At 28.5% G+C, this 26070-nt stretch carries 22 protein-coding genes; 7 read left to right on the forward strand and 15 right to left on the reverse strand.

Going from position 1 to position 26070, the window contains the following annotated elements; all coding sequences use genetic code 11:
• Position 1: 1 nt before the first annotated feature.
• The 3 genes from C4S77_RS05465 to C4S77_RS05475 form a co-directional block, all read right to left on the reverse strand.
• Positions 2 to 1102 (reverse strand): LptF/LptG family permease, encoded by a 1101-nt coding sequence (locus C4S77_RS05465; RefSeq protein WP_260209479.1) that lies wholly within the window; start codon positions 1100 to 1102, stop codon positions 2 to 4.
• Positions 1099 to 2232, reverse strand: a complete 1134-nt coding sequence (gene tgt / locus C4S77_RS05470; RefSeq protein WP_105246657.1) for a tRNA guanosine(34) transglycosylase Tgt — start codon at positions 2230 to 2232, stop codon at positions 1099 to 1101. The genes C4S77_RS05465 and tgt overlap by 4 nt, the downstream gene beginning before the upstream one ends.
• Positions 2233 to 2352: 120 nt before the next feature.
• Complete coding sequence (locus C4S77_RS05475; protein ID WP_181042831.1) at positions 2353 to 3483, reverse strand: endonuclease/exonuclease/phosphatase family protein; 1131 nt, start codon at positions 3481 to 3483, stop codon at positions 2353 to 2355.
• 138 nt (positions 3484 to 3621) lie between these two features.
• Between C4S77_RS05475 and C4S77_RS05480 the strand changes: the two genes are divergently transcribed.
• The 3 genes from C4S77_RS05480 to C4S77_RS05490 all read left to right on the forward strand — a co-directional run bounded on the left by C4S77_RS05480 (position 3622) and on the right by C4S77_RS05490 (position 8847).
• Positions 3622 to 6414, forward strand: coding sequence for a carboxypeptidase-like regulatory domain-containing protein (locus C4S77_RS05480; RefSeq protein WP_146106050.1), 2793 nt, complete (start codon positions 3622 to 3624; stop codon positions 6412 to 6414).
• A 17-nt stretch (positions 6415 to 6431) separates the two neighbouring features.
• Positions 6432 to 7775 carry a DUF5689 domain-containing protein gene (locus C4S77_RS05485; protein ID WP_105246661.1) on the forward strand — a complete coding sequence of 448 codons (1344 nt, stop codon included), beginning with the start codon at positions 6432 to 6434 and terminating at the stop codon, positions 7773 to 7775.
• A gap of 304 nt (positions 7776 to 8079) precedes the next feature.
• On the forward strand, positions 8080 to 8847 hold the full coding sequence (locus C4S77_RS05490; protein WP_105246663.1) for an SDR family NAD(P)-dependent oxidoreductase: 768 nt from the start codon (positions 8080 to 8082) through the stop codon (positions 8845 to 8847).
• A 294-nt stretch (positions 8848 to 9141) separates the two neighbouring features.
• On the opposite strand, the gene C4S77_RS05495 is transcribed toward C4S77_RS05490, so the two are convergent.
• Complete coding sequence (locus C4S77_RS05495) at positions 9142 to 9876, reverse strand: shikimate dehydrogenase family protein (protein WP_105246665.1); 735 nt, start codon at positions 9874 to 9876, stop codon at positions 9142 to 9144.
• A 112-nt stretch (positions 9877 to 9988) separates the two neighbouring features.
• On the opposite strand from C4S77_RS05495, the gene dapF reads away from it, so the two are divergent.
• Together dapF and mltG are read left to right on the forward strand one after the other, a co-directional pair.
• Positions 9989 to 10777 carry a diaminopimelate epimerase gene (gene dapF / locus C4S77_RS05500; RefSeq protein ID WP_105246667.1) on the forward strand — a complete coding sequence of 263 codons (789 nt, stop codon included), beginning with the start codon at positions 9989 to 9991 and terminating at the stop codon, positions 10775 to 10777.
• Complete coding sequence (gene mltG, locus C4S77_RS05505; protein ID WP_105192898.1) at positions 10774 to 11796, forward strand: endolytic transglycosylase MltG; 1023 nt, start codon at positions 10774 to 10776, stop codon at positions 11794 to 11796. The genes dapF and mltG overlap by 4 nt, the downstream gene beginning before the upstream one ends.
• 19 nt (positions 11797 to 11815) lie before the next feature.
• Here the strand turns inward: mltG and C4S77_RS05510 are convergent, their stop codons facing one another.
• The 6 genes from C4S77_RS05510 to C4S77_RS05535 form a co-directional block, all read right to left on the reverse strand.
• Positions 11816 to 12709 (reverse strand): pseudouridine synthase, encoded by an 894-nt coding sequence (locus C4S77_RS05510; protein ID WP_105246668.1) that lies wholly within the window; start codon positions 12707 to 12709, stop codon positions 11816 to 11818.
• A 185-nt stretch (positions 12710 to 12894) separates the two neighbouring features.
• Positions 12895 to 13713 (reverse strand): UbiA family prenyltransferase, encoded by an 819-nt coding sequence (locus tag C4S77_RS05515; RefSeq protein WP_181042832.1) that lies wholly within the window; start codon positions 13711 to 13713, stop codon positions 12895 to 12897.
• Positions 13714 to 13841: 128 nt separating this feature from the next.
• Entirely contained in the window at positions 13842 to 14768 is a 927-nt protein-coding gene (locus tag C4S77_RS05520) for a mevalonate kinase family protein (RefSeq protein WP_105246672.1), read from the reverse strand.
• A gap of 243 nt (positions 14769 to 15011) precedes the next feature.
• Positions 15012 to 16640 carry a chaperonin GroEL gene (gene groL, locus C4S77_RS05525; protein ID WP_105192905.1) on the reverse strand — a complete coding sequence of 543 codons (1629 nt, stop codon included), beginning with the start codon at positions 16638 to 16640 and terminating at the stop codon, positions 15012 to 15014.
• Between the two features lie 30 nt (positions 16641 to 16670).
• Entirely contained in the window at positions 16671 to 16949 is a 279-nt protein-coding gene (locus C4S77_RS05530) for a co-chaperone GroES (protein WP_105192907.1), read from the reverse strand.
• A 356-nt stretch (positions 16950 to 17305) separates the two neighbouring features.
• On the reverse strand, positions 17306 to 17872 hold the full coding sequence (locus tag C4S77_RS05535; protein ID WP_105246674.1) for an HdeD family acid-resistance protein: 567 nt from the start codon (positions 17870 to 17872) through the stop codon (positions 17306 to 17308).
• A gap of 172 nt (positions 17873 to 18044) precedes the next feature.
• Here C4S77_RS05535 and C4S77_RS05540 point away from each other — a divergent pair, with 172 nt between their 5' ends.
• Positions 18045 to 18614, forward strand: a complete 570-nt coding sequence (locus tag C4S77_RS05540; protein ID WP_105246676.1) for an RNA polymerase sigma factor — start codon at positions 18045 to 18047, stop codon at positions 18612 to 18614.
• A gap of 5 nt (positions 18615 to 18619) precedes the next feature.
• On the opposite strand, the gene yaaA is transcribed toward C4S77_RS05540, so the two are convergent.
• The 5 genes from yaaA to C4S77_RS05565 all read right to left on the reverse strand — a co-directional run bounded on the left by yaaA (position 18620) and on the right by C4S77_RS05565 (position 25309).
• The gene (gene yaaA, locus C4S77_RS05545; RefSeq protein WP_105246678.1) at positions 18620 to 19378 is read right to left on the reverse strand and encodes a peroxide stress protein YaaA; all 759 of its coding nucleotides are present in this window, start codon (positions 19376 to 19378) and stop codon (positions 18620 to 18622) included.
• A gap of 166 nt (positions 19379 to 19544) precedes the next feature.
• Positions 19545 to 20810, reverse strand: a complete 1266-nt coding sequence (sufD, locus tag C4S77_RS05550; protein ID WP_105192915.1) for a Fe-S cluster assembly protein SufD — start codon at positions 20808 to 20810, stop codon at positions 19545 to 19547.
• 51 nt (positions 20811 to 20861) lie between these two features.
• Positions 20862 to 21596 (reverse strand): Fe-S cluster assembly ATPase SufC, encoded by a 735-nt coding sequence (gene sufC, locus C4S77_RS05555; RefSeq protein ID WP_105246680.1) that lies wholly within the window; start codon positions 21594 to 21596, stop codon positions 20862 to 20864.
• A 633-nt stretch (positions 21597 to 22229) separates the two neighbouring features.
• The gene (locus C4S77_RS05560; RefSeq protein WP_105246682.1) at positions 22230 to 24677 is read right to left on the reverse strand and encodes a bifunctional UDP-N-acetylmuramoyl-tripeptide:D-alanyl-D-alanine ligase/alanine racemase; all 2448 of its coding nucleotides are present in this window, start codon (positions 24675 to 24677) and stop codon (positions 22230 to 22232) included.
• Positions 24678 to 24706: 29 nt separating this feature from the next.
• On the reverse strand, positions 24707 to 25309 hold the full coding sequence (locus tag C4S77_RS05565) for a thymidine kinase (RefSeq protein WP_105192921.1): 603 nt from the start codon (positions 25307 to 25309) through the stop codon (positions 24707 to 24709).
• A gap of 72 nt (positions 25310 to 25381) precedes the next feature.
• Between C4S77_RS05565 and C4S77_RS05570 the strand changes: the two genes are divergently transcribed.
• Positions 25382 to 26068, forward strand: coding sequence for a hypothetical protein (locus tag C4S77_RS05570; protein WP_105246684.1), 687 nt, complete (start codon positions 25382 to 25384; stop codon positions 26066 to 26068).
• Positions 26069 to 26070 lie beyond the last annotated feature (2 nt).

Raw genomic sequence — 26070 nt, forward strand, 5'->3', positions numbered from 1 at the left:
ATTAGGCATATGCACGTTTTAGATATAAAATAAAGGTGATAATACCAAATATGAAATTGGGCAGCCATACGGCTAACCAAGAAGGTATAATACCTTTAGAAGAAAATATTTGTAAAGCCTGAAAAGAAAAAATATATAAAAAAGCACAAGCGATTCCTATGGCTAAATTTATCCCTATACCTCCTCTTTTTTTTGTTGAGGAAAGTGATAAAGCAAGAAAGGTGAGGATAAGAACTGCAACAGAAGAGCTGGTTCTTTGGTATAATTCATTTAAGTAAATATTCACATTATTAGCTCCTCGCATTTTTTCTTTTTTTATAAAATCATTTAATTCAGGAGTGTTCATAGTTTCTGCTACGAAAGCTTCAGGAAGCAGTTCATCCGGGGTAAAATTAAAATGTTTTTTTAATGAAGGGCCATTATGTAGTGATATGATTTTTCCTTGAGGCGAGATTTCTTTTTCATAAAAATCTCTCAAAATATATGAAGAATCTATATCTGACCAACTTATTTCGGTAGCTCTTATTTCATGTAATAATATTCTCTTATCATTAAATTTTTGATAGACAAAACCTGATCCAATTTTGGATTGTCTGCTATAACTATTTACAAAAAGATATTCTGAGGGTGATATTTGAGATGAAATAATTTGATTGGCATTATGAGCATCTCTCTTATTCCCTGTAAGTGTTTTAACATTAAATTCATTTTTTTTAATATTTGCCCATGGCAATAAAAAGTGATTAGTTAGTAATGAAGCGGTTGCAATTACAATTCCTACAAATAAATAAGGCCTTGAAAACCTAAAAAAACTGGTTCCTGAACTTGTAATTGCCACAATTTCTGTATTGTTGGCTAAACGAGAAGTAAAATAAATTACAGTTATAAAAACTAATATGGAGGCAAAAATATTAGCAGCCCAAATAACATAATAAGGATAATATTGAATTAAAGTATCAAGAATGGAAAAATTGTTTTCACTAAATTCTTGATAATGGCTTTGAATATCAATAACTACAAAAATTGTAATTAAAAGTATAAGCATAAAGAATAAAGTTCCTACAAAATTTCTAATTATATATCTGTCAAGAACCGTAATCATAACCTTGTTTTAAGAGTAGGGATTATAGATTTTTTCCAAGTATAAAAATCTCCGTTTATAATATGTTTTCTTGCGGTTTTTACTAAATCTAAATAAAATGAAAGATTATGTATAGAAGCAATTTGTTTTCCTAAAAATTCATTGACAGAAAATAAATGTCTGAGGTAGGCCTTTGTATAATCATGGTCTACAAAAGATGTTCCTTTTGAATCTAATTCAGAAAAATCTTCAGCCCATTTTTTGTTTTTAATATTAATAACACCATTCCAAGTAAATAACATTCCATTTCTTGCATTTCGAGTAGGCATTACACAATCCATCATATCAATTCCTAAAGAAATAGATTCCAATATATTCCAAGGAGTGCCCACACCCATTAAATATCGAGGTTTATCTTTGGGGAGTATATCAGTAACTAATTCAGTTATTCTGTACATTTCTTCTTCAGGTTCTCCTACACTTAACCCTCCAATTGCATTTCCATCTGCATTAACTGAAGATATAAATTCTGCAGAAATTTTTCTAAGGTCATCAAAAGTGCTTCCTTGGACAATGGGAAATAAATGCTGTTTATATCCGTATAACTCAGGATTTTCATTACACCATTTACAACATCTTTGTAACCATTGGTGAGTAATACTCAAAGATTTTTTCGCATAACTATAATCGCAAGGATAGGGAGTACATTCATCAAAAGCCATAAAAATATCGCCACCAATAAATCTTTGGATTTCCATTGATTTTTCAGGAGTGAAAAAATGATATGATCCATCTATATGAGATTTAAATTTTACTCCTTCTTCTTGAATTTTACTTCGAGTTTGAGATAAGGAAAATACTTGAAATCCACCACTATCTGTAAGAATAGGTCTATCCCAATTTATAAATTTATGTAACCCGCCTGCTTTATATAGAATGTTCGTACCCGGACGTAAGTATAGATGGTATGTATTTCCTAAAATAATTTGAGCTTGAATATCCTCTTTAAGCTCTCTTTGATGTACAGATTTTACAGAACCTATGGTACCTACAGGCATAAAAATAGGAGTTTCAATAATTCCATGTTCAGTAGTAATTATTCCGGCGCGAGCTTTAGAATTTCTATCTTCGTTACCTAATTTAAAAAACATAAGTGCAAATATAAAAGAGATTTATCAATAACATAAATTCAAGAGAGTATTTTAACATAATAATATAATTTACTATATGTTAGGATATACTAAAATGTATTTATAAATGTGCTAATGCATTTATTTTAATTCAGTTACAAATATTGAATATATAGGATAGTGGTCACTGTACCCACCTGTATAATTATCTCCTGAAAATGATCGGAAAGGATAACCTTTTTTAGCTCCTTCCTGACTTACGAGATAAGCTGGAGAAAATACATTCATCTTATAGAATGTATATCCATCTTTGTTATTAACAAATGCCGGTGACAAAATTTGTTGATCAAAAAAATTGAAGGTATCTTTATAAGCTAATGTTCCCATTCCTTTTTTAAATAAATATTCAGCAGGATTATAGTAAGTGTCTTTTTTTACCTGATCCTTTTTAAATACAGTATGGAATACTTTTTTTATACTAGGGCTATTAGGATCATCATTAAAATCACCCATAGCTAGCATTTTAGCAGAAGTATTTATTTTTAAAATACTATCCATAGCTGTTTTCACTACTTGAGCTGCTGCCATTCTTTTAGGTAAACTTTTTTGTTCTCCCCCTAATCTTGAAGGCCAGTGATTTACAAAAAAATACATTTTTTCTCCATCTAGTAATCCTTCAACCAATAAAATATCTCGAGTATATTCACGATAACCTGCCTCATTTCTTAAATAGACTTGTAGTCTTTTTCTATTTATAGGAATGAATCGTGTTTTATCATACAATAAAGCTACGTCTACACCTCTTGCATCAAATGAATTATAATGTATAAAATCATAGATCTTTCCGTAGTTTTTCATTCCATTACAAAGATCTTTAAGAACATGTTCATTTTCAATTTCGCAAACCCCAATTATAGCTGGCGTAGATTGAGTCTCAGTTTTACCCGTTTCGGAAAAGACTTTTGTTATATTTCTGATTTTTTCATTATATTTTTTTGAATTCCAAAGTTTACTCCCTTTATAGTAAAATTCATCTGTAAGGATATGTTTTCTAATAACATTTTTACCTTTTAATTTATTAAAATTGAGTTCTCCTCTATAAATTTCCAATCCAGAAGTTAGAGCACTGTCTTCAGGGACACTAATTTGATATCTTTTATCTTCTGGTGATAGATTCCCATTAATAATATCTGCTGATTTTATTGTATCATATAGATTTTCCACATTATAAAACATTATAGTAGCTGTTTTATAACTTTTTTGAGCATTCATTTCTGAAAAAATGTTAATAAAAAGGCTAAAAATGATAATTTTCATCAAAAAATCCTTCATAATGGTAATTTTTTTTATTACAAAAGTAATAATAAATAATTATATTTGCATAGGTGAGTATAACAAAAATTACTAAGTATGATTAAATTTAGGCTGAGTTGTTTGATAATTTTTATTAGTCAAATAACATTTGCACAAACGATGGTTTTCGGCTATCTTAAGGGGTTGGATGATAAGCCATTGAACCGGGCTACAATAAGCCTGGGAGAAGACAGAATGCTGCATACAGAATCAGACCAAGTAGGGTATTTTCAATTTAAAGATGTTTCGGCAGGGACCTATCTTATTATTGTAAATAAATCAGGATACATACCCACTACCTTTACCTTTGTAGTTTCTTCTAATGAATTAAAAAAAGATTTGGGGGAAATTAAACTGGAATACAGTCCTTCTCAAATGAATGCCGGGATAATTACATTAACAGATGATGAATTATCAACAGATGAAGGCTCTTCTTTAGGGCAGACGGGCATAGGTTTGTTGCAATCTTCCAAAGATGTTTTTTCTAATACGGCAGCATTTGAATTAGGAGCTTATTGGTTTAAAGTGCGAGGAATAGATAATCGCTATAATAACATTATGTTTAATGGAATTCCAATGGCAAAAAATCAAACAGGAAGACCAGAATTTAAAAATTGGGGAGGATTAAATAATGTAATAAGATCTCCCTATGAGTTAGCTGAAAATAATACGGTTTCTGATTATTCTTTTAGTGATTTAGGTGGAACAACCTATTATGATACACGGGCTTCAAATTATAGAAAAGGTTTAAATTTATCTTACTCATTCGGAAATAGAACCTATCAGCATCGTGTTATGGCAACTTATTCTACAGGAATGTTATCCTCAGGCTGGGCATTTACTTTTTCAGGATCCAGAAGATGGATGGATGAGGGCGTAATTGATGGGACTTATAATGATTCTTATGCTTATTTTGCATCTATTGAAAAAAAATTATCAGATAAACATAGGATCAATTTTACAGCGTTTGGAACTCCATCCAGAAAAGCAGGTTCAAGCCCCAATACACAAGAAGTGTATGATTTAAGAGGTAAAAATTATAATTCTTATTGGGGCTGGCAAGATGGAGACAAAAGGAATGAAAGAGTAAAAAGAATTTTTGAACCTATTTTCATGCTCACACATTATTGGAATATAAATAATAAAACAAAATTAACCACTACAGCCTCATATCAGTTCGGATATAATAAAAGTTCACGTTTAAATAGATATCAGGCAGAGAATCCTTCTCCTACATATTATAAAAATCTTCCAAGTTATTGGCTTGCAAAAGGGAATGCATCGGAAAGTAGTGCGCTAATAAATTCTTGGCTGAATAATGATCTTTCAGTTACTCAGATAAATTGGGAGAGTTTATATAATGCTAATAGAAGTGCTCCTTTTTATTTAGATCCATATTCAAATCAGGAAGGAAGAAGAGCTTCTTATTTCTTAGTTGATGATGTAACAAAAGATAAAACTTTTAATGCTGCAACTCATCTACAAACCCAATTTACTGATAATTGGAAATTTTATGTAAATGTAAATTACCAAAATTTAGTTTCAGATAATTATAGAGAAGTAAATGATTTATTAGGGGCTGATTTTGTACTTAATAAAACTTCATTCCTTAAAGGTGATGGATCTGCAAATTCTATTGATGATTATAATATTTTAAAACCAGGAAGCGTAGCAAGAAAAGGAGATAAAACAGAATATAATTACAAATTCTATAGACAAGAATTAACTACAAATTTCTCTACTAGAATTAATATTAACAGATGGCAGGTTTCAACATCTCTATTAGTCGGATGGAATGAATCTTATAGAGAGGGTAAATATATGCATGGCTTATATGCAAATAATTCTTATGGAAAAAGTGAAAAAGAAAACTTTATAGAAGTGGGGTTAAGAAGTGGAATTACTTATAAAATAAATGGAAGAAATTTTATAATTGTAAATACATCTTATTTTGAATCTTCTCCAGCATTAAATGATATTTTTCCTAATGCCAGGTTAAATAATGATATATCGCCCAATATTACTAAACAAAAAATCAATGCTAATGATATAACTTATACTCTTAGATCTCCTTCAGTGAAAGGAAGGTTGACAGGTTACTATACAAAAATAAAAGATGCGACAGAAGTTTCAAGATATTATGCACAGGGAGTTGGTTTAGATGGAGGAAATGATGCTTTTATTTCAGAAGTGCTAACCGGAATAGAAAAAGACTTTTTAGGGACTGAATTCGGAATTGAATGGAATATTACTTCTACATTAGTTTTGAGTGGTATCGCTTCCATAGGGCAATATACCTATAAAAACAATCCTAATTTATATGTATTTAGTGATCTTTCTTCCTCCATTAAAGATTATGGGAAATCATATTTGAAAGATTATAAACTAGCAGGAACTCCTCAAAAAGGATACTCATTAGGATTAAAATATAATTCTCCTAAATATTGGTGGGTCGGAGTATCAGGAAATTTTTTACAAGATAACTATACAAACGTTTCAGGATTATCTAGAACTATGAATTTTATATTGTCAGATGTTAATGATCCTGGCTCTGTATATCCAGGAGTTACAGAAGAAAGCATAAGAAAGTTATTAAAACAAAAACAATATCAGGATGTATTTATGCTAAATGCAAATATTGGAAAATCTTTTCGTTTAGGTAAATATAGTATGGGTATAAGCGCTTCAGTAAATAATATTTTGAATGAAAGAGGATATGTAACTAATTCATTTGAACAAGGGAGAAATGCAAATTATGAAGATATGGTATCACAACCATATTTTGCTAACAGTAAATTATTTTATGATCGAGGAAGATCTTATTTTTTCAATGTATATTTAAGATTTTAACATATAAAAACAATAAAATGAAAATATTTAGTACAAAAAATCAGATAATACTTTTATTAATTTTTTCTTTCTATTTAATGGGCTGTGTTCATGATGATGACTACAACAGTCCACCACTAAATAAAGGACAAGTATTAACCCCAACATTAAGTATTTCTGATGTACATACAACAGCTCCAGTTTATACAGGAAATACAGTTAATGATACTATACCAGAATCTATTCCTTTTAAAAAAGGAGATATTTTAGAAGGATATGTGATTTCTACAGATGAAGGGGGAAATATTTATAAAAATTTATTTATAGTTTCTGAAGATGGTACACAAGGAATAATGTTAAGTATAAATAAATCTAGTACTTACAATATGTATCCTTTAGGATCAAAGATCTATGTGAAATTAGATGGATTATATTATGGAAAACAAAATGGAATGGTGCAAATTGGGATGAAACCTACTCAATCTAAAAAATACATTGTTGACCAAATAAACCCTAGTATAATTTCATCTAATATTATTTTAGGAGTGGATAAGAAATCAGAAGAAGAATTAGTTATTAAAACAAATTCTGCAGGAGAACCATTAACCGCAAATGATGTAAAAAATAATGAGAAATATTTAAATACTTTAGTAGAAATTAGTGATGTAGAGTTTAATGAAGCAGGTTCTACTTTTGTCAGAGGAAATCTAAATACTAACAATCAGGTAGATACTATTAAAGTGACAAATTTTACTGTAAGAGTTAGTAATTATGCTACTTTTGGAGGGAATATAATTCCTTATGATAAAGGAAAATTACGAGGAGTAATGACTAGATATGATGGGAAATATAATACTTATCAATTATTAATAAGAACCATTAATGATGTAAAAGAATTTCCGAAAACTATTTATGCTGAGTCATTTAATAAGGTAAATGATATTGCAGGAAAACCAAAAATTGGAGAAGCTACAGGGTATGACAATAAAATGGTTACATATTCTGATTCATATGGGAAAACAGATATAAGGACATCGAAAACATTTCAAAGTCCGGCAATATGGTTCCCTTCTAATACTAATACTTCGTTGGTAATTGATAATATTGATACCAAAGGATATACAAATATGAAACTTTCATATAGATTTAATGCCAATATTTTTGCGGTAGCAGATAAGGCTTATGTGGATGATTTAGTGATAAAATGTAATGATGTTAAAATTCAATTACCACACCAAGAATTAAATGTTTCAAATAACAAAAATATCTATTATACAGTAAAAGTTGCTATTCCAGATGGTACTACTAAAATTGAATTTTTAGGACAATCCGAAAAAAATAAATTAGGAATGAGGATTGATAATATTATTATTGTAAATTAATTAAAACTATAAAAATGAAAGTAAAGTCATTATTTTATATATTTTAATTTGTTGTATTAACTGTTACTTCTACAATTGCTTGTGTAGACAATGATGATTATTCTACTCCTTCTTTACCTTCAAAAGTTTTTTTTAAGAAACTTTTGATAATGTAAAACAAACAGGAGTTGGTTTAGGGAATATTAATTCTACCCGGTCTAAAATAGAAAATTAAATTGTACTAAAATTTATAGTTAAAACCTATCAAAACGACTATCATTAAGATAGTCGTTTCATTTTATATTTGTAACTTTAAAATAAAAAAATGGAATTAGAAAAAATAGCGTTAATTACGGGTTCAACATCAGGAATAGGACGTGCTACCGCAGAGTTATTTGCAAAAAACGGAATCCATTTAATTCTTTGTGGGAGAAGAGAAGATAGATTAGAGGAAGTAAAAAATGAGTTACAAAAAAATGTTAATGTTATAACTTTAAAGTTTGATGTAAGTAATAGAAAAGAAGTTTTTTCTGCAATTGATAATTTACCGGAAGAATGGAAATCTATAGATATTTTAGTAAATAATGCAGGAAATGCACACGGATTAGCTACTTTTCAAGATGCTTCATTAGATGATTTTGATTCTATGATAAATTCAAATGTTCGTGGGATATTAAATGTTTCTAAAGCTGTAGTACCTTTTCTTATAAATAGAAAATCTGGTCATATAGTAAATTTAAGTTCTATTGCAGGAAAACAAACCTATCCTAAAGGTTCAGTATATTGTGCTTCTAAACATGCCGTAGAAGCAATTAGCCAAGGTATGAGGATGGATTTACTTCCCTATGGTATAAAGGTTACGAATATAGCTCCGGGAGCTGTAGAAACAGAATTTTCATTGGTAAGATTTAAAGGAGATAAAAAATTAGCAGATGCTGTCTATCAAGGATTTGAACCTTTAGTTGCTGGAGATATAGCAGATGCTATTTATTATGCAGTATCTCGTCCGGCTCATGTGCAGATTGCAGATATGACAATTTTTCCTAAAGCACAAGCTTCTGGAACCTTATTTGAAAAAAATAATAAGATATAATATAGAAGTATAAGCATTGAAAAAACACAAATAATGTAGTTGTGATTTTGCTTTATCTATCATCAAATATACAGACTTACATAATAAAAACATTACAGTTTGTAAATAATGTAATTTCAAAGTGAACTTTTTGCCAAATAAAGAGTTAATAGGTTATTAAGACCTTTTCGGATTTTAAAATTTTGGTAACAATTTTTTTGTGTAAAAGCTATTTATGGCAAATTCTAAATTTAACATATAAGTTCACACATAAGATAAAAATATCTTTAATTTCAAACGAAATAAATAGCATTATCAATAATAATAGTTCGACCTATCATTCCATATATCCCATGCAGCTTCAGCTTGAAGATGAAGCATTTCCAATCCGTTTTTTGTTTTTGCCCCCTTTTCTTTTGCCAGTTTCAGCAGTTTTGTCTCCTCAGGATTATAAATAAGATCATAAACTAAATGTTTATGAGTGAGAAATTCTATCGGAAAAGGAGGATATTTATCAAGGTTAGGAAATGTACCTACAGGTGTAGTGTTTACTATCAGTAAATTCTCAGAAATAGTATTTTGGGTTAAAAAATTGTAATCTTTTTCACCAGTTCTTGAAATAATATGATATTCAATGCCAAGACTTTTTAAGACAAAACCAACAGCTTTAGAAGCTCCTCCACTTCCTAAGACTAAAGACGAAGTATGATAAGGTTTCAGAAGTGGTAATAAAGATTTTTTAAATCCTAGGGCATCTGTATTAAAGCCTACTTTTTTTCCATTAGAAATTTTAACTGTATTCACAGCACCTATTTTTTCAGCTTCGCTACTTAAATTATCTAAAAAAGGAATAATATCTTGTTTATAAGGTATAGTTACATTAAATCCTTTTAGGTCAGGAATATCAAAAAGAGAAATAATATCTTTTTTGTCCGCAATATCAAATACAGAATAACTAAAATCAGTAAGTCTCATTTTATTAAACTTATCAGTAAAATAACTTTGCGAAAAAGAATACGAAATATTTCTGCCTAAAATGCCCAGTTTCATAATTTTTGGTTTAATCAAACGTTTTAAAATAAAAACAAATATAAGGTAAAAGAAAAAAGAAGTAAAATTTGTTATTTAAAAACAATGTATTTTTGTAAACAGAACAAAAACAATGAATATAAAATTTTATAAATATCAAGGGGCAGGAAATGACTTTATTATGATTGATGATAGGAGTTTAAACTTTCCCAAAGATAATATCCAACTCGTTAGTCATATGTGTAATCGTCATTTTGGAATTGGTTCTGACGGGTTAATATTGTTGCAGAATGATACATTATCAGATTTCCGAATGGTTTATTACAATTCAGATGGAAACGAAAGCACGATGTGTGGAAATGGAGGAAGATGTATAGTTGCCTTTGCAAGAGATTTAGGAATAATTGATAAAATAGCAACATTTAATGCTATAGACGGAGGACATATTGCAGAAATTAATTATGATATTATAAAACTTAAAATGATTAATGTAAAAGAATATACAGTTTCAGATCAATATTCTTTTTTTCAGACAGGCTCTCCCCATCATATACAACCAGTGAATAATTTAAAAAATCATGATGTTTATAATGAAGGTAAAAAAATCAGATATGCTGAAATGTATAATTCTACGGGGGGAACAAATGTGAATTTTGTTGAGCCTATATCAAAAGATGAAATTTTTGTGAGAACATATGAACGAGGAGTAGAAGATGAAACCTTAGCATGTGGTACCGGAGTAACTGCTGCAGCATTAGATTTTGCTGAAAAAAATAATATTAGAATGGGGGAATTAAAAGTAAAAGTTTTAGGAGGAGAATTAAAAGTATATTGGTTTAAAAAACACGATTACTATCAGGACGTATGGTTAGAAGGACCTGCAAAAAATGTTTTTAAAGGAGAATTAGATTTGGATTTATGAAAAAAACCTCAATTTTTTTAGTAGTTATTTTTATGATTCTTATATTAGGAATTATAATAGGTTATCCATACTATAAAAATAATTACTCATCCAATGTTAATCAGACTACAGTTATTTATATACCAACCCATGCAACTTATGAACAAGTAAGGGTACTTATAATGCCTTATCTTAAAGATATTAAATCCTTTGATAAAATTGCAAAATCTCAAAAATATCCCGATAAAATAAAAGCTGGTAAATATAAGATTAATAAAGGCGAAAGTAATAAAGAAGTAATACGAAGGTTATATTTGGGAGAACAAGAATATGTACACCTTAGAATTAAAAGTTATGATGATGTTTATGAATTAGTGGCAGATTTAGGTAAGAATTTAGAAAGTGATTCCCTGACTTTTATAAATTATTTAAAAAAAGAAACAACTCTCAAAGGTTTTTCAAATGTGGAGGAACTTAAAATATACTTTACACCAGAAACCTATTATGTGAATTGGAATACCTCTCCTAAAGAACTTTTTTCTCGTTTTGAAAAGATACATGATCAATTTTGGACCCAGGAAAGAATGAGAAAAGCACAGAACTTAGGTTTAAATCAATTGCAAGTATATATCTTAGCCTCTATTGTGCAGAGAGAATATATGAGAAAAGAGGAATTACCGGTAATAGCCAGTTTATATTTAAATCGTTATAGAAAAGGAATGAAGTTACAATCAGATCCAACTGTAATTTATGCAGAAAGGAAAGTACAAGGATTCAGGTTACAATTAAAAAGAGTAAAAAATGTTTCTGTAGATTCACCCTATAATACTTATAAATATAAAGGGCTTCCCCCTTTACCTATATGTATTCCCAATGATTTTGTAATAGATGCAGTTCTAAATCCTGCACAAACGGATTATTTATTTATGTGTGCAAATCCAAAAAAGAAAGGATATCATTTATTTACTAATAATGCACAAGAACATATGAAGAATGCTAAAGCCTATACAGATTGGCTAGATTCTATAGGGATAGAATAAAAAATGCTTTAATATACAATTAAAGCATTTTAAGATTATTAATTTCTAATTCTGTAAGAATTCTCCAATATCCCCGTTTCAAATTCTTTTTAGTTAATCCGGCAAACATTACTCGGTCTAGTTTTTCCACTTCATATCCCAATTTACTGAACATTCTTCTGATAATTCTATTCCAACCAATATGAATTTCGACACCTACTTCATTTTTGGGACATCCTTCAATATATGAAATCTTGTCTACCTTAGCCAAACCTTCTTCAAAATGTAACCCTTCGATTAATTTTTCAAAATCAGTCAAAGAAACTTTTTTGTCTAATGTTACGTGATAAATTTTCTTTACTTCATGAGAGGGATGAGTAAGTTTTTTAGTTATATTACCATCGTTTGTTAATAATAAAACACCTGTTGTTTGTCTATCTAATCTTCCTACAGGATATAGACGATAAGGAGACGCATTTGTCACTAAATCTAAAACAGTTTTTCGTGCTTTTTCATCTTTTGTAGTAGAAATGTATCCTTTAGGCTTATTAAGTAAAACGTAAACATTCTTTTCTGGTCGAATATATCTCCCATCAAAAAAAACCTCGTCTCCAGGCATAACCTGATAACCAAATTCTGTTATAATATTACCATTTACTTTTACTACACCATTTTGTATAAATAAATCAGCCTCTCTACGACTGCATACTCCAGAATTTGCTATATATTTATTTAAACGAGTTCCTTCTTTTTCTTCTTTTTTTTGAATAGATTTTTTTCTAAAAGTAGGTGAAGATTTAAATGTTTTTTTTGTATAATTATCTTTTTTATCTCCCGATTTTATGCTATTTTTTTTATTAAAAGATTCTTTATTAAAAGTTTTTTTTTCATTTCTTCCTGTCCCTTTACGGTTATGGGGTGAATTGTTTTTCATTTTCGATTTGGAATATAATTATTAAAGAAAAAAAGATAACTAGATTTTTAATAATTTTTGCTATTATTAGTATTTTAAAAGGCAAAGATACTAGATTTTACTGATAAAGTAATAGCTATTTTACCAAATACAATTTTATCAATTTACTTTTGTCCTTAATATAAATTTTAGATAAATAAATTTTACTAAAGTAAAGAGAGAGGATTTCCATCTATGAATAATAAAGATATAGTGCCTAAAAAAATCCAAAATTTAATCATTAAAATAATAATTTGTATCCATTTATTTCGCATAAACCAAATTCCAATTATAATAAAAAAACTTAAAAAACCTGTTAGTAGATAATATAATCTTATTTCTTGCAAATGAGGTTCAAAAGTTAGGCAAATAGATAAAATAGTTAATAAAAATAATAAAACATCCAAATATATTTTTGTGGGTATAATGCCCAATGAATTGGGAATAGTGGAATAATTAAATAAATGATCAAATTTATAAGAATGAAGATCTTTACAAATATCTCTTATAAGTATAATTAAAAATAAAAATCCGGCTAGATATAAAATATATTTTGAAAAATTTTCATAAAAAAGAAATAAAGCTAAAAATGGGAATATCATTAATATAGAGGAAGTTATATTGTTTATAAAAATAATTTTGCTAAGTTTATGGCTATAAAACCATATTAAAAACTGATAAATTAAAAAAAAGATAAAAATTCGGTAAGATAAGAGAGCTGCAATAATTAAAGAGATAAAATTAAAAATAATGTAAAGTCTGAGTGCTGTTTTTTGATTAATAAACTGTAATAACATAGATGTAATCGGCTTATATAGCTTATCCTTGTCTTGATCATAAAAATGATTGATAATGTATCCGGCCATAGCACTTAATGCTGAAGAAAAAACGATTCCATGAAGTTTTATGTTTTTTAGATTTTCAATGATATTATGCTTTTCATTGAAAAGGAAAATCGCTGAAATGTACATAGCAAGAATTAACATAATTACATTAGTAATCCTTACTCTTATTAAGAGAGAAAAGTTAAATAAAAAAAACTTTTTATTAGCCAGACGCTCCATTTTTATGCTTTAATTAGGCATAAAATTACAAAAAAGCTATTCAAAAGCTATTAAAAGCGGTAAATGACTTCTTTATTGTAATTTTTAAGCATTTTTTCAGTAGTTGTATAATCTTGGGTAAAGCCAAGTATATAACCTCCTCCGCCAGATCCACATAGTTTTAAATAATAAGTGTTGGTATCAATACCTTTTTTCCATATTTTAAGAAAGTCGTTAGGTATCATAGGAGAAAAATGGTTCAATGCCCATAGAGAAAGTTTTTTTAAATTTTGAAAGAGAGGTTTAGTCTCTTTTTTTAAGAAAGCATCAATGCAAGCATTATTGTATCGAATAAATTCTTCTTTAAGAGTTTTACGAAATCCCTCGTTTTTAAGTTTTTCAAAGAAAATTTTGACCATAGGCTCTGTTTCTCCGGGAACTCCTGAATTTATAAGGAATATAGCTCCTTTTCCTTCTTTTCCTTCAAAAATACCAACTTTATCCACTTCAGAATTTGGTTGTATAAGAAGAGGAATATTCATATAGCAAATAAGAGGGTCTATTCCAGAACTTTTTCCATGGAAAAAAGATTCCATTTCACCCAATATTAACTTTAAACTTTTTAGATCTTGCTTTGCTATTTTACTGGGAGATATTTTATGAATACAGTATTTATCAAAAATTGCCGCAACTAAAGCGCCAGAACTCCCTACACCATATCCTTGAGGTATATTGGAATTAAAATACATACCTTGTTGTATATCTTTTTCCAGTTGCGTGTTATTGAGTTCAAATTTTGATGGAAATTTTAAAGTTTTAAGATACTTTGAAAATGCCTTAAGTGAAAGATTAGACTTTTGTTCTTTATCATCTTTAAGATCAGAAAATTGTAAAGTACCTTTATAAGAATTAAAAGGAAGAGTTAACCCTTTTGAGTTTTCTATAATCCCATATTCCCCAAAAAGCATAATTTTTGCATAAAATAGAGAATGAGTCATATTTTAAATATCCATAAAAAATGGTTAATATTTTACAAATGTAAGAAAATTATCTAATTCTATTTTATAATGGAACTTATTATTTAAATTGTATTAAATAAATTTCTTATGAGAATAAATATTATCTTTTCATAAAGATATTCTTTGTTATTAAATTAATTTATTTCAAATCAATTTTGAATAATAAAAAAAGCTGGATTTAATTTTAAATCCAGCTTTTTTATTATTATGCATGTATGTATATTACATCATTCCTGGCATTCCTCCTCCCATAGGTGGCATTGCAGGTTCATCTTTTTTAATGTCTGTAATTACACATTCAGTAGTTAATAACATTCCGGCAACAGAAGCAGCATTTTCTAAAGCTACACGTGTTACTTTAGTAGGGTCTATGATACCTGCAGCAAACATACTTTCATATTTTTCGGCTTTTGCATTGTAACCGAAATCATCTTTTCCTTCCAATACTTTGTTTACAACTACAGATCCTTCACCTCCTGCATTAGCTACAATTTGTCTTAAAGGCTCTTCAATTGCTTTTTTCACTATTTTTATACCAGTATCTTCGTCTTGGTTTTCACCTTTTAAAGAGCTAACCCCTTCAATTGCTCTTACTAATGCAACTCCACCACCGGCAACAAAACCTTCTTCTACGGCTGCTCTGGTAGCGTGTAAAGCATCGTCTACTCTATCTTTTTTCTCTTTCATTTCAACTTCAGAGGCTGCTCCTACATAAAGTACAGCTACTCCTCCGGCTAATTTTGCTAACCTTTCTTGAAGTTTTTCTTTATCGTAATCAGATGTAGTATTTTCAATTTGTGATTTAATTTGAGAAACTCTTTGTTTGATAGCGTCATCCTTACCAGCTCCATTTACAATTGTAGTATTATCTTTATCAATAGATACTTTTTCAGCAGTTCCTAACATTTCTAAGGTAGCTCCTTCTAAAGTTAATCCAGCTTCTTCAGAGATTACGGTTCCACCTGTTAAAATAGCAATATCTTCTAACATGGCTTTTCTTCTATCACCAAATCCTGGAGCTTTAACAGCTGCAATTTTAAGAGAACCTCTTAAACGGTTAACAACTAAGGTAGCTAAAGCTTCTCCATCTACCTCTTCAGAAATAATTAGTAAAGACTTTCCATGTTGGGCTACAGGTTCCAATACAGGAAGTAAGTCTTTCATACTAGATATTTTTTTATCACATAATAAGATATAAGGATTTTCTAATTCTGCAATCATTTTATCTGTATTAGTAACAAAATAAGGAGATTGATATCCTCTGTCAAATTGCATACCTTCTACTACATCTACGTATGTATCGGTTCCTTTTGCTTCTTCCACTGTAATAACTCCTTCTTTTCCTACCTTTCCAAAAGCTTCAGCAATTAAAGAGCCAATGGTTTCATCATTATTAGCGGAAATAGAAGCTACTTGTTTAATTTTTTCAGAATCAGAACCTACTACTTGAGATTGTTTTTTTAATGCTTCAACTACAGAAATTACAGCTTTATCAATACCTCTTTTTAAATCCATAGGATTGGCACCTGCTGCAACATTTTTTAATCCTTCTCTTACAATTGCTTGTGCTAAAACTGTAGCAGTAGTAGTTCCGTCTCCAGCCACATCATTAGTTTTAGAAGCTACTTCTTTTACCATTTGTGCTCCTAAATTTTCAATTGCATCTTCTAATTCAACTTCTTTAGCTACTGTTACCCCATCTTTAGTTACATGTGGTGCACCAAAAGATTTTTGTATAACTACGTTTCTACCTTTAGGTCCTAATGTGACTTTTACTGCATTTGCAAGGGCATCTACACCTTTTTTTAAAGCATCTCTTGATTCAATATTAAATTTTATATCTTTTGCCATTTTGTTTATTTTTTAATTAATGAAAAATTATTATATAATTGCTAAAATATCAGATTCCCTCATAATTAGGTAATCTTTACCATTTAGTTTTAATTCCGTTCCTGCATATTTACCATATAAAACTTTATCTCCTTTTTTTACAGTCATAGGTTCATCTTTTTTACCGGTTCCCACAGCAACAACAGTTCCTTCTTGAGGTTTCTCCTTCGCACTATCAGGTATAATAATTCCTGAAGCTGTTTTGGTTTCAGCTGCTGCCGGTTCTATTATTACACGATCAGCTAATGGTTTAATTGATAATTCTGACATATTTTTTAATTTTTAATTAATACTAAATTATTTTCCATATTTGATTTTCGAAAAATATGCCAAAATATATTATTGTGCCAAAATATAGTTTTAATAAGTAACTAAATGACAAATTGTCTTTTGTTTGCCTTAGTGGAAAATTAAAGACAAAAAAATTATTGAATAATTAATATTATTAGGAATTTTTCTAAATTTTTATATTTATAATGATTTTATCTTTTTAATACGGTATAAATTTATGGGTCTGATAAAAAATAATTATATGTGCATATATTTAGTTCAACTTTTAAAATAAAAAAGGTCTGTTATTAACAGACCTTTTTATGTATTATGAAATAAATACTTTTTGTAAAAAATTATTCATCTAGTTTTGTAAAAAATTTCTTTACTCTGATTGCAATATATATATTCATAATTCCTAAAAATAAGGCTACCATGCTTGACCATATAATAATTGTTCCTATGCCTATAGGGGGGAAAATAACAATTATAAAAGAAATAATTACTTCAAGGATTCCAAAAATTAATAAAAATCCCCAGTCAGAAGAATAATTTTTAGTTTCCAAAGATATCCCTATAGAATTTATACCTCTAAATAATAACCATAATCCAATAAATAATACTAAAATTTGAGCAGATAAGGTAATAGGATTACATAATAAAATAATTCCTAAAAAAAGATCTAAAATTCCTCCTACTAAATACCATCCCCACGAATCTATAGTATTTTTATTATTTAGTGAAAAGATAATTTCAAATATTCCACTAATAAAAAATCCTATAGAGAAAAGCATAGCTAAAGCAGCAAAAGAAGCAATAGGATATAATATAAGTAATATACTAAATATAATTAATAATATACCCATAAGTAAAAAAGCCCACCAACTCCCGTGGCTTTTTCTTACGTTTGAATAATTTGTCATAATTTTGATTTTATAATTAATCGTTAAAGACAAAAATAATGCCACTAGATGAATGTATTTTACATGTTCCTAATATTTAGTAAGTGTAAATATAATAAGTGCTGGTATCAATATTGGTATAATTTAATTTAGGTATTATTATTGCGTAAAATTAGGCAGTAAATATTTTAATTTGAAAACAAAGTCTAATTTATTACAATTAATAGAGCAGGCAAGGTGTTCTAAACCACAAGCTCAAAGCAAAATAGTGAATCTTTTTTGGGATGAAATTAAAGGATATATTAATTCTTTAACTAAAGATGAAATTTTAGCTGAGGAGTTAACCATAAATACATTCACAAAAGTTTTAAATAAATTGTCGTTATATAATTCTGATTTTGATTTTAAAACTTGGATTGTATCGATAGCCCACAATACCACAGTAGATTGCTTTAGAAAAAGAAGTAAAGGATTTGATTTTTATATAGAAGATAGTTATAGTGAAATTAAAGATATGGAACCTTCACCAGAACAGGTATTTATTGAAAAACAAGATTCTGAAGTATTGGAAAGAATGATGTCTAAATTACCAAAAAATTATAGTTACTTGATGCAATTAAGATATTTGGAAGGAAAAAAGTTAAAAGAAATAACGAAGGAAACGGACCTTTCGCTTGCGAATGTAAAAGTGAGTCTAATGAGGGCCAAGAAGTTATTATTTGAAATGCAACAGAAAGACAGTGAGTCCAATAATTTAAAATAAAAAAATTAACGAACAAAGACAAGGTTGTTATTTTGAGATAACTCTTCTGAAAATTCATAACCATCTTCATTATAAACTTTTAATTTTTCTACATCTTTAATATTATTTATAGCACACCAACGAGCCATTTTTCCTCGGGCATTTTTTATATATATAACTATATACTTCCATTTATTATCTTTAAAATCTTTAAATTCAACATTTACTACTTTCCCTTTAAGATTTTTAGTTTTAAAAACTTTAAAATATTCTTTACTACAAAGGTTTAGGATAGGTTCATCATTTTCAAGATGAGAATTCAGGTAATAGGTAAGTGTTTGTTCCCAAAAGGAATATAAATCTTTAGATTTTTCAGTTTTTAATTTTTTTCCAATTTCTAAGCGGTATGGCATAATATCATCTGAGGGTCGAAGTATACCATAAAGCCCAGAAATGATTAAGAGGTTTTTTTGTAGATAATTTAATGCTGTAGATGAGAGGTTTTTTGCATTTAAACCTCTATAAACTTCACCTTTAAAAGCATAAATTGCCTGTAAAGATTCTTTTTTAGAAGGATTAGATTTCCATTTCTGATTTCTTTCCCAGTTTTCTTGAGATAATTTTGGAGAAATATCAAGAAGATTTTCGAGTTCTTTTGGGGTATATTCTTTTAATACTGAATGTAGTTTCTTACTGAGTTCAATATATTCAGGTTGGGTATGTTTATGCCATTGGGATACGGTTTCAATACTCATAAGCTTTGCCGGAGATAATAGTATTTTCATGCAAATGAATTTATTATTCTACTAAATTAAAAAAATATAGAATGTGATAATAAATATTATTTTATTGTTTTTTTCTTAAAAAAAACAGATATTTTTTCTGTAATGTAGATTAAAAAACAAAAGGTTAATATTGCATTTAACCTTTTATATAATTGAGCAATTTTTATTAAAAATCAATGTCAACATTAACATTTAGTTTTTTAGCTATTAATTTATTTATTTCGGTTTTTAGTTCAGGAATATTTACAGTATTGAGTACATCGTTGAAAAAAGCAAGCATAAGCAATGCTTGAGCTTCTTTTTGATGGATTCCTCTTTGTTTCATATAAAATAAAGCATCATTATCTAACTGTCCTATGGTACAACCATGAGAACATTTTACATCATCAGCAAATATTTCTAATTGTGGTTTAGAGTCAATTTCAGCTTTATTAGATAATAAAATACTATTATTTTGTTGAAAAGCATTTGTTTTTTGTGCTTTCTTATGAACTTTAATTTTACCATTAAAAATTCCATGAGCATCATCTAAATAAATTCCTCTGTATAATTCATGGCTCTCACAATTGGGTTGATTATGATGTACCATAGTATGATTTCCAACTTCCTGACTGTTTCCTATAATAGTAATTCCTTTTAGAGTTGAATTAATATTTTCTCCATTATGGTCAAATGTTAATTCGTTTCGAGTAGTATTTCCTCCAAAAGAGAATGTATGTATAAAAGCTTGGCTATCTTGTTCTTGTTGTATATAAGTTAAGTCTATTAAATTAGACAATTTAGTGTCATTTTGTATTTTATATATTCTGGCAACAGCATTTTTTTCAATAAAAATTTCATTAACAGCATTTGTTAAAAAAGAATATGTTGATAGTGTATGAATTTTTTGTGTAATACAAACCTCCGAGCTTTGTTCTAATATCAATAGATTCCTAATATTTTGTTTAGCTTTTTCAGATTGTTCTGAATTTATATATAATAGTTCTATGGGCTTTTCTTCTTTTATATTTTTAGGTAAATAAATGAAAACTCCCGAGGGAAAAGAAGAACTATTTAATACACAAAAAAAATGATGTTTATCGGTAATAGAATTATATTTTTTTTTAATTATGGAAAAATAACGTTCGTCTTTAAGAGCTTCAGATAAAGGAAGTATAACTAGTTTTTCTTTTGGATAAAAAGATAATTTAGGGGAAAAAACTCCATCAATAAAAATAATTTTATAAGAATCTAATCCCATAATTAAATGTTCTTTAATTACAGAATCATTTATTGTATTATTTTTTGCAGTAGCATATTCATTTACGTGGAAATCAGATATGCGAGAATATTTCCAATCTTCATTTTTTTTTAGAGGAAAAGGAATATTTTGTAAAAGAGAATCAGCGTTTGCTTGTATTTTATTTATTAGAGTGTTTTCTAAATGATTCATGAGATTTATTTATATGTAGTGTGTAAATTGTAATAATAATAGAAAATACTTTTAAAGCCAATCATACCCTTTTTGTTCAAGTTCTAAAGCAAGTTCTTTAGTTCCTGATTTTATTATTTTTCCGTCTCTTAATACATGCACTACATCTGGAATTATATAATCTAATAGCCTTTGGTAATGAGTAATAACCAATACAGCATTGTTAGGATTTTTAAGTTTGTTTACCCCATTGGAAACAATACGGAGGGCATCGATATCTAATCCGGAATCAGTCTCATCTAAGATTGATAATTTAGGTTCTAACATAGCCATTTGAAAAATTTCATTACGTTTTTTTTCTCCACCAGAAAAACCTTCATTTAAAGACCGAGAAAGAAAATCTTTTTTAATTTCCAGTAATTTAGATTTTTCGTTTACTTTTTGCAAGAATTCTTTGGCTGAAATATCTTCCAATCCATGAGCCATTCTATTAGCATTTATGGCAGCTTTCAAAAAGTTAGAAACACTTACTCCTGGAATTTCCACTGGATATTGAAAAGACATAAAAATACCTTCATTTGCTCTTTCCTCTGGAGCTAAATTTAATAGATCTTTCCCTTCAAAAATTATTGAACCCTCTGTTACCTGATAATCTTCTCTTCCCGTAATAACATTTGATAGTGTGCTTTTTCCTCCACCGTTAGGTCCCATAATAGCATGAACCTCTCCTTTTTTAATTTCTAAATTAATACCCTTTAAAATTTTTTTACCATCTATTTCTGCATGTAAATTTTTTATTGTTAACATATTTATTTCGCCTTATACTTTAGATTTGTTCTAAATACAAATATACTATCTTTATATTAGGTATGAAAAACCCATTATAGATTTTATCTATTTTTTCATTTATAATTAAATAATTACAATTTTATTTATGTTTTAAAACTCAAAATATAAAATATTATCAACAAAAAAGAAATTTTTTAATATTTTCAATGATTCAATGGTACCTTTAAGATACTTACCTAAAATAAACATTTCTTTACTTTAATTAAAGTATTAAAAATACGGGTGTATTTTATAGTTCAAAATTCTGCATAAACAGGAATATAATTATTTTTATTATTAGATAAAAGAATAATATAATAGGTTTATGAATTTTTTTTGAAAGAAATTCTTTCCCTTAGTGCATTACCAACATTATATTTCAAATAAGTTTAATTATGTCAAGTTCTTTTTCTCTTAGAAATGAAAATAGAAATAAAAAATATAAATTTTTAAGTTTAATTTTCAATAGATTGAATGTTATTAAAATGTATAATAAACATTTGATTCTACGAATCTTCTAATATTTTTCAAAAAAAATAAATAGTACAACATAGGTTTAAATTTAAAATTTTTATTTAAAGTGAATAATAAATAAAAAATATACACTATAACTTATTCACGGTAATAAACTCTTTTTACCCTTGGCGAAATAGAAGTAAGAATTTCATAAGGAATAGTCTGACACCAGTTTGCATATTCACGTAAGCTGGGGCTTTCGCCCAATATAATTACGGAATCTCCTTCTTTACAAGAAATATCTGTAACATTAATCATCATCATATCCATACATATAGATCCTATAATTGGTGCTTTTTGTCCGTTAACCAGCACATATCCCACTTCATTTCCTACCAGCCTACGGATTCCGTCAGCATAACCTATAGGAAGAGTAGCAATTATACAATCTTTTTTTGCTTTAAATCTTCTACCATACCCTACCGTTTCTCCTTTTTTAAGATAATGTAAATTAGATATTACAGTTTTAAGGGTTACTACATTTTCTAAATTTTTCATAGCTTTTGTACTATCTACATATCCGTACATGCCTATTCCAATACGCACAGCGTCAAATTGATATTCCGGATAATTAATAATACCTGTAGTATTGCATATATGCAAAAAAGGAGTATAAGAGATTTCTGCAATTAATGATTCATAACACTTTTTAAGTTCTTCGGCTTGCTTTCGGGTAAATTCTTCTTCAGATAAATCATCAGATGCAACAAAATGACTAAATATAGATTTTACTTCAACAAACGGATTGTCTTTAAGAAAAAGGCCTAGCTGTGTCATTTGCTCAAAATTAAATCCCAGTCTATGCATTCCGGTATCAATTTTTATATGTATTGGATACTTTCCTGAAATAGATTTTTCTTTGAGTTTAGATATAAATTTTTCAAGTACACGAAAACTGTATATTTCAGGTTCTAATTGATAATCTATAACAGTATCATAGCTGCTGATTTCAGGATTCATAACCATGATAGGAAGGTAAATTCCTTTTTTTCTTAATAAAGCTCCTTCATCTGCAATGGCAACAGCTAAATAATCTATGTGGTAATATTGAAGGACTTCTGCTACTTCAAAACTACCGATTCCATAAGAAGAAGCTTTTACCATAGCAATAATTTTAGTTTCCGGCTTTACAAGACTTTGGAAGTAGTTGATGTTTGTCATCAAAGAATGCAAATTAATTTCCATAATAGTATCATGGGACTGAACTTCCAAATGGGCTGCAACTTTTTCTAATTCAAATTTACGTGCACCTTTTAGTAAAATAGCGGCATCTTTCATTATATAATTATCAAGATGATTAATCAATTCATTTGTAGATAGAAAACAATAAATAGATCCCTGAAAAAGATTTCTATATTTGTTTAAACATTCTCCAACTAAAAAAACAGAATTTATTTGGAACGTATTTACCCGTTTAGCTATTTTATGATAAAGTTCTTTTTCGGGTGTCTGAGATTGCAATATATCTGAAAGAATTAGTATTTTATTAGGTTTATTTTGTTGGAAAAGAAAGTTAAGGGCTATTTCCAGTGAAGTAAAATCAGAATTGAATGTATCATTTATAAGAATACAATTATGATTTCCCTTAATCAGCTCCAATCTCATAGAAACCGTCTGCAATTGAAGGAATTTTTCCTGCATAAATTGAGGACTGAATTCTAATGAATGTAAAACAGCTGTTATACATAAAATATTCTGTATAGAAGCCTCATCTGTAAAAGGAATAGTAAAAGTTATTTTTTCTCCCAGTATGGAAATTTCAATCTGAGGTTCTATTAGTGAGGTGTTTATTCTAATTAATTGAATGTCTGCATTTTGGTAGCCAAATGAAATAAGTTTTTTATGTTTATAATTTTCTCGAATTATTTTTTCAACTTCCTTATTATCATTGTTGTAAATAACAATATGTGAATGTATAAACAGCTTTATTTTTTCATTAATTAATTCAGTTTTATTAGTAAAATATTCGGAATGTGCAGATAAGACATTTGTAAGGACTCCGATTTGCGGATGGAAAATTTGTTCTTGTATTTCCATTTCTCCGGGTTTCGATATTCCTACTTCGAAAATACCCAAATTATTATCGTTTTCTGTTTGTAAAAGCGAAAGGGGAAGACCTATTTGAGAATTATAACTTTTAGGGCTTCTTACAATATTAAACTGTTCCCATAGGCATTGGTAAAGCCATTCTTTAATAATAGTTTTTCCGTTGCTCCCGGTAATGCCTATAGAAGGAAAATTAAATTGCGAAATATGATATGCAGCCCATTTTTGTAAAGTCTTTAGAGGGTTTTTAACGACTAGGTAGCTGCAATCTTTATGAAGAATAGGGATATGTGTACAAATAAATATACGAATGGATTTTTGATAGGCTTCTTCCATATAAATATGTCCGTCATGAATTCCTTGTATAGCTATAAATACCCCGTTTTCAGGATTAACTATAGTGCGGCTATCATAAAAGATATGAGTAATTTTTTTATCAGGGTTGCCTACAATTTCAGCATCCGTAATTTTTGCTAATTGAGAAAGTGTATAATTCATAAAAATGAGATAGGAAAGTAATATTCAATTTATTCTGGAGTATTTTTCTCTCGGTCTTTCTGTAATATTTCCCAAAAAGCCTGACGACTTAAAGGCTCATAATGCTCTTTTTCACCTAATTCTACTAAGTTTGTTCCCGGAGTAATACGATGTGAGTAATTTGCCAGATTTCCAGTTTTTACACATATAGCATGTACTTTTGTCACATATTCTGCAGTAGCCATTAAAAAAGGCATAGGTCCAAAAGGACGTCCCATAAAATCCATATCTAACCCTGCTACTATTATTCTTTTTCCTTGGTTTGCCAGTAAATTGCAAACATCTACAATAGCATCACTAAAAAATTGTGCTTCGTCAATGCCTATTACATCACAATCTGCAGCTAATAATGGAATTTCTAAAGGATTGTCTATAGGAGTACTTAAAATAGAAGTTTGGTCGTGTGAAACTACAAGTTCTTCATCATAGCGAGTATCCATTGAAGGTTTGAAAATTTCAACTTTTTGTTTTGCAAATTTAGCACGATTCAACCTTCGGATTAATTCTTCGGTTTTACCCGAAAACATCGATCCGCAAATTACTTCGATCCAACCACTTTGTTTAACGCTATTTATTGTATTTTCAAGAAACATTTGTAAATTCGAACTTTAAAAAACTACTTTTTACAAAAGTAAAAATTAAAGGATATAATAAAAAGAGATTTTATGAACAATCAGGAACAGTTTCAAAATGAATTACTCAAAGATTTTAAAGACCTTGTAAATGAATTGAGTCAAATCAAGACTTTTTCGGGTTTGATGATACATCAACAAAAAATCCAATATTTATATGAAAAATTTATTTTTCTAAAACAATTGAATAATTTAAAATATTCACAAATTCTAGATCCTGTTTTCTCAAATTCCTCAGAAATTCAAAAAGGAGTTTCTGAAAGTACTTTAGAACAAGAAGTAGACACTCCTACATCAGTAGAATCTGTTGAGGAAAATGAAAATGTTTCAACACCAGAATTTGTGCAGGAAAGTAATTTAGATAGTGATAATAAAGAAAATTTTTCATCAGAAGAAAATATACAAGAATTACAGGTAATAGAGAAAGATATTAAACTTACCCCACTTAATGTGGAAATTGCAGAAATAAAACCTCAAGAAAAAACAAAAACTTTCGAACCTATTCATTTAGATTTTAATGATTCTATAGCTTTTATTAGTCAACTATTTAATGGCAGCAAAGCAGATATGGACAAAGAGTTTGCAGTATTAAATAATACTCAAAGCATAGAAGAGGCAAGAAAATGGATGGAAGAAATGTTTCATACTTATAATTGGAAAAATAAAGAGGAATTTGTTGAACGATTATCTGGGTTAATTATTAATCGCTTTGAATTATAATA

Source organism: Apibacter adventoris (assembly GCF_002964975.1).
Classification (GTDB): Bacteria; Bacteroidota; Bacteroidia; order Flavobacteriales; family Weeksellaceae; genus Apibacter; species Apibacter adventoris.

Excerpts from the sequence above, each read along its gene's own strand:
- C4S77_RS05570 (WP_105246684.1), top strand. The coding sequence starts at position 25,382 with ATGAACAATCAGGAACAGTTTCAAAATGAATTACTCAAAGATTTTAAA.
- C4S77_RS05515 (WP_181042832.1), bottom strand. The coding sequence starts at position 13,713 with ATGTTAATTCTTGCTATGTACATTTCAGCGATTTTCCTTTTCAATGAA.
- C4S77_RS05510 (WP_105246668.1), bottom strand. The coding sequence starts at position 12,709 with ATGAAAAACAATTCACCCCATAACCGTAAAGGGACAGGAAGAAATGAA.
- groL (WP_105192905.1), bottom strand. The coding sequence starts at position 16,640 with ATGGCAAAAGATATAAAATTTAATATTGAATCAAGAGATGCTTTAAAA.
- C4S77_RS05495 (WP_105246665.1), bottom strand. The coding sequence starts at position 9,876 with ATGAAACTGGGCATTTTAGGCAGAAATATTTCGTATTCTTTTTCGCAA.
- mltG (WP_105192898.1), top strand. The coding sequence starts at position 10,774 with ATGAAAAAAACCTCAATTTTTTTAGTAGTTATTTTTATGATTCTTATA.
- C4S77_RS05485 (WP_105246661.1), top strand. The coding sequence starts at position 6,432 with ATGAAAATATTTAGTACAAAAAATCAGATAATACTTTTATTAATTTTT.
- C4S77_RS05475 (WP_181042831.1), bottom strand. The coding sequence starts at position 3,483 with ATGAATGCTCAAAAAAGTTATAAAACAGCTACTATAATGTTTTATAAT.
- dapF (WP_105246667.1), top strand. The coding sequence starts at position 9,989 with ATGAATATAAAATTTTATAAATATCAAGGGGCAGGAAATGACTTTATT.
- C4S77_RS05565 (WP_105192921.1), bottom strand. The coding sequence starts at position 25,309 with ATGTTTCTTGAAAATACAATAAATAGCGTTAAACAAAGTGGTTGGATC.
- C4S77_RS05535 (WP_105246674.1), bottom strand. The coding sequence starts at position 17,872 with ATGACAAATTATTCAAACGTAAGAAAAAGCCACGGGAGTTGGTGGGCT.
- sufC (WP_105246680.1), bottom strand. The coding sequence starts at position 21,596 with ATGTTAACAATAAAAAATTTACATGCAGAAATAGATGGTAAAAAAATT.
- C4S77_RS05480 (WP_146106050.1), top strand. The coding sequence starts at position 3,622 with ATGATTAAATTTAGGCTGAGTTGTTTGATAATTTTTATTAGTCAAATA.
- C4S77_RS05530 (WP_105192907.1), bottom strand. The coding sequence starts at position 16,949 with ATGTCAGAATTATCAATTAAACCATTAGCTGATCGTGTAATAATAGAA.
- sufD (WP_105192915.1), bottom strand. The coding sequence starts at position 20,810 with ATGAATCATTTAGAAAACACTCTAATAAATAAAATACAAGCAAACGCT.
- yaaA (WP_105246678.1), bottom strand. The coding sequence starts at position 19,378 with ATGAAAATACTATTATCTCCGGCAAAGCTTATGAGTATTGAAACCGTA.
- C4S77_RS05465 (WP_260209479.1), bottom strand. The coding sequence starts at position 1,102 with ATGATTACGGTTCTTGACAGATATATAATTAGAAATTTTGTAGGAACT.
- C4S77_RS05490 (WP_105246663.1), top strand. The coding sequence starts at position 8,080 with ATGGAATTAGAAAAAATAGCGTTAATTACGGGTTCAACATCAGGAATA.
- C4S77_RS05520 (WP_105246672.1), bottom strand. The coding sequence starts at position 14,768 with ATGACTCATTCTCTATTTTATGCAAAAATTATGCTTTTTGGGGAATAT.
- C4S77_RS05560 (WP_105246682.1), bottom strand. The coding sequence starts at position 24,677 with ATGAATTATACACTTTCTCAATTAGCAAAAATTACGGATGCTGAAATT.
- tgt (WP_105246657.1), bottom strand. The coding sequence starts at position 2,232 with ATGTTTTTTAAATTAGGTAACGAAGATAGAAATTCTAAAGCTCGCGCC.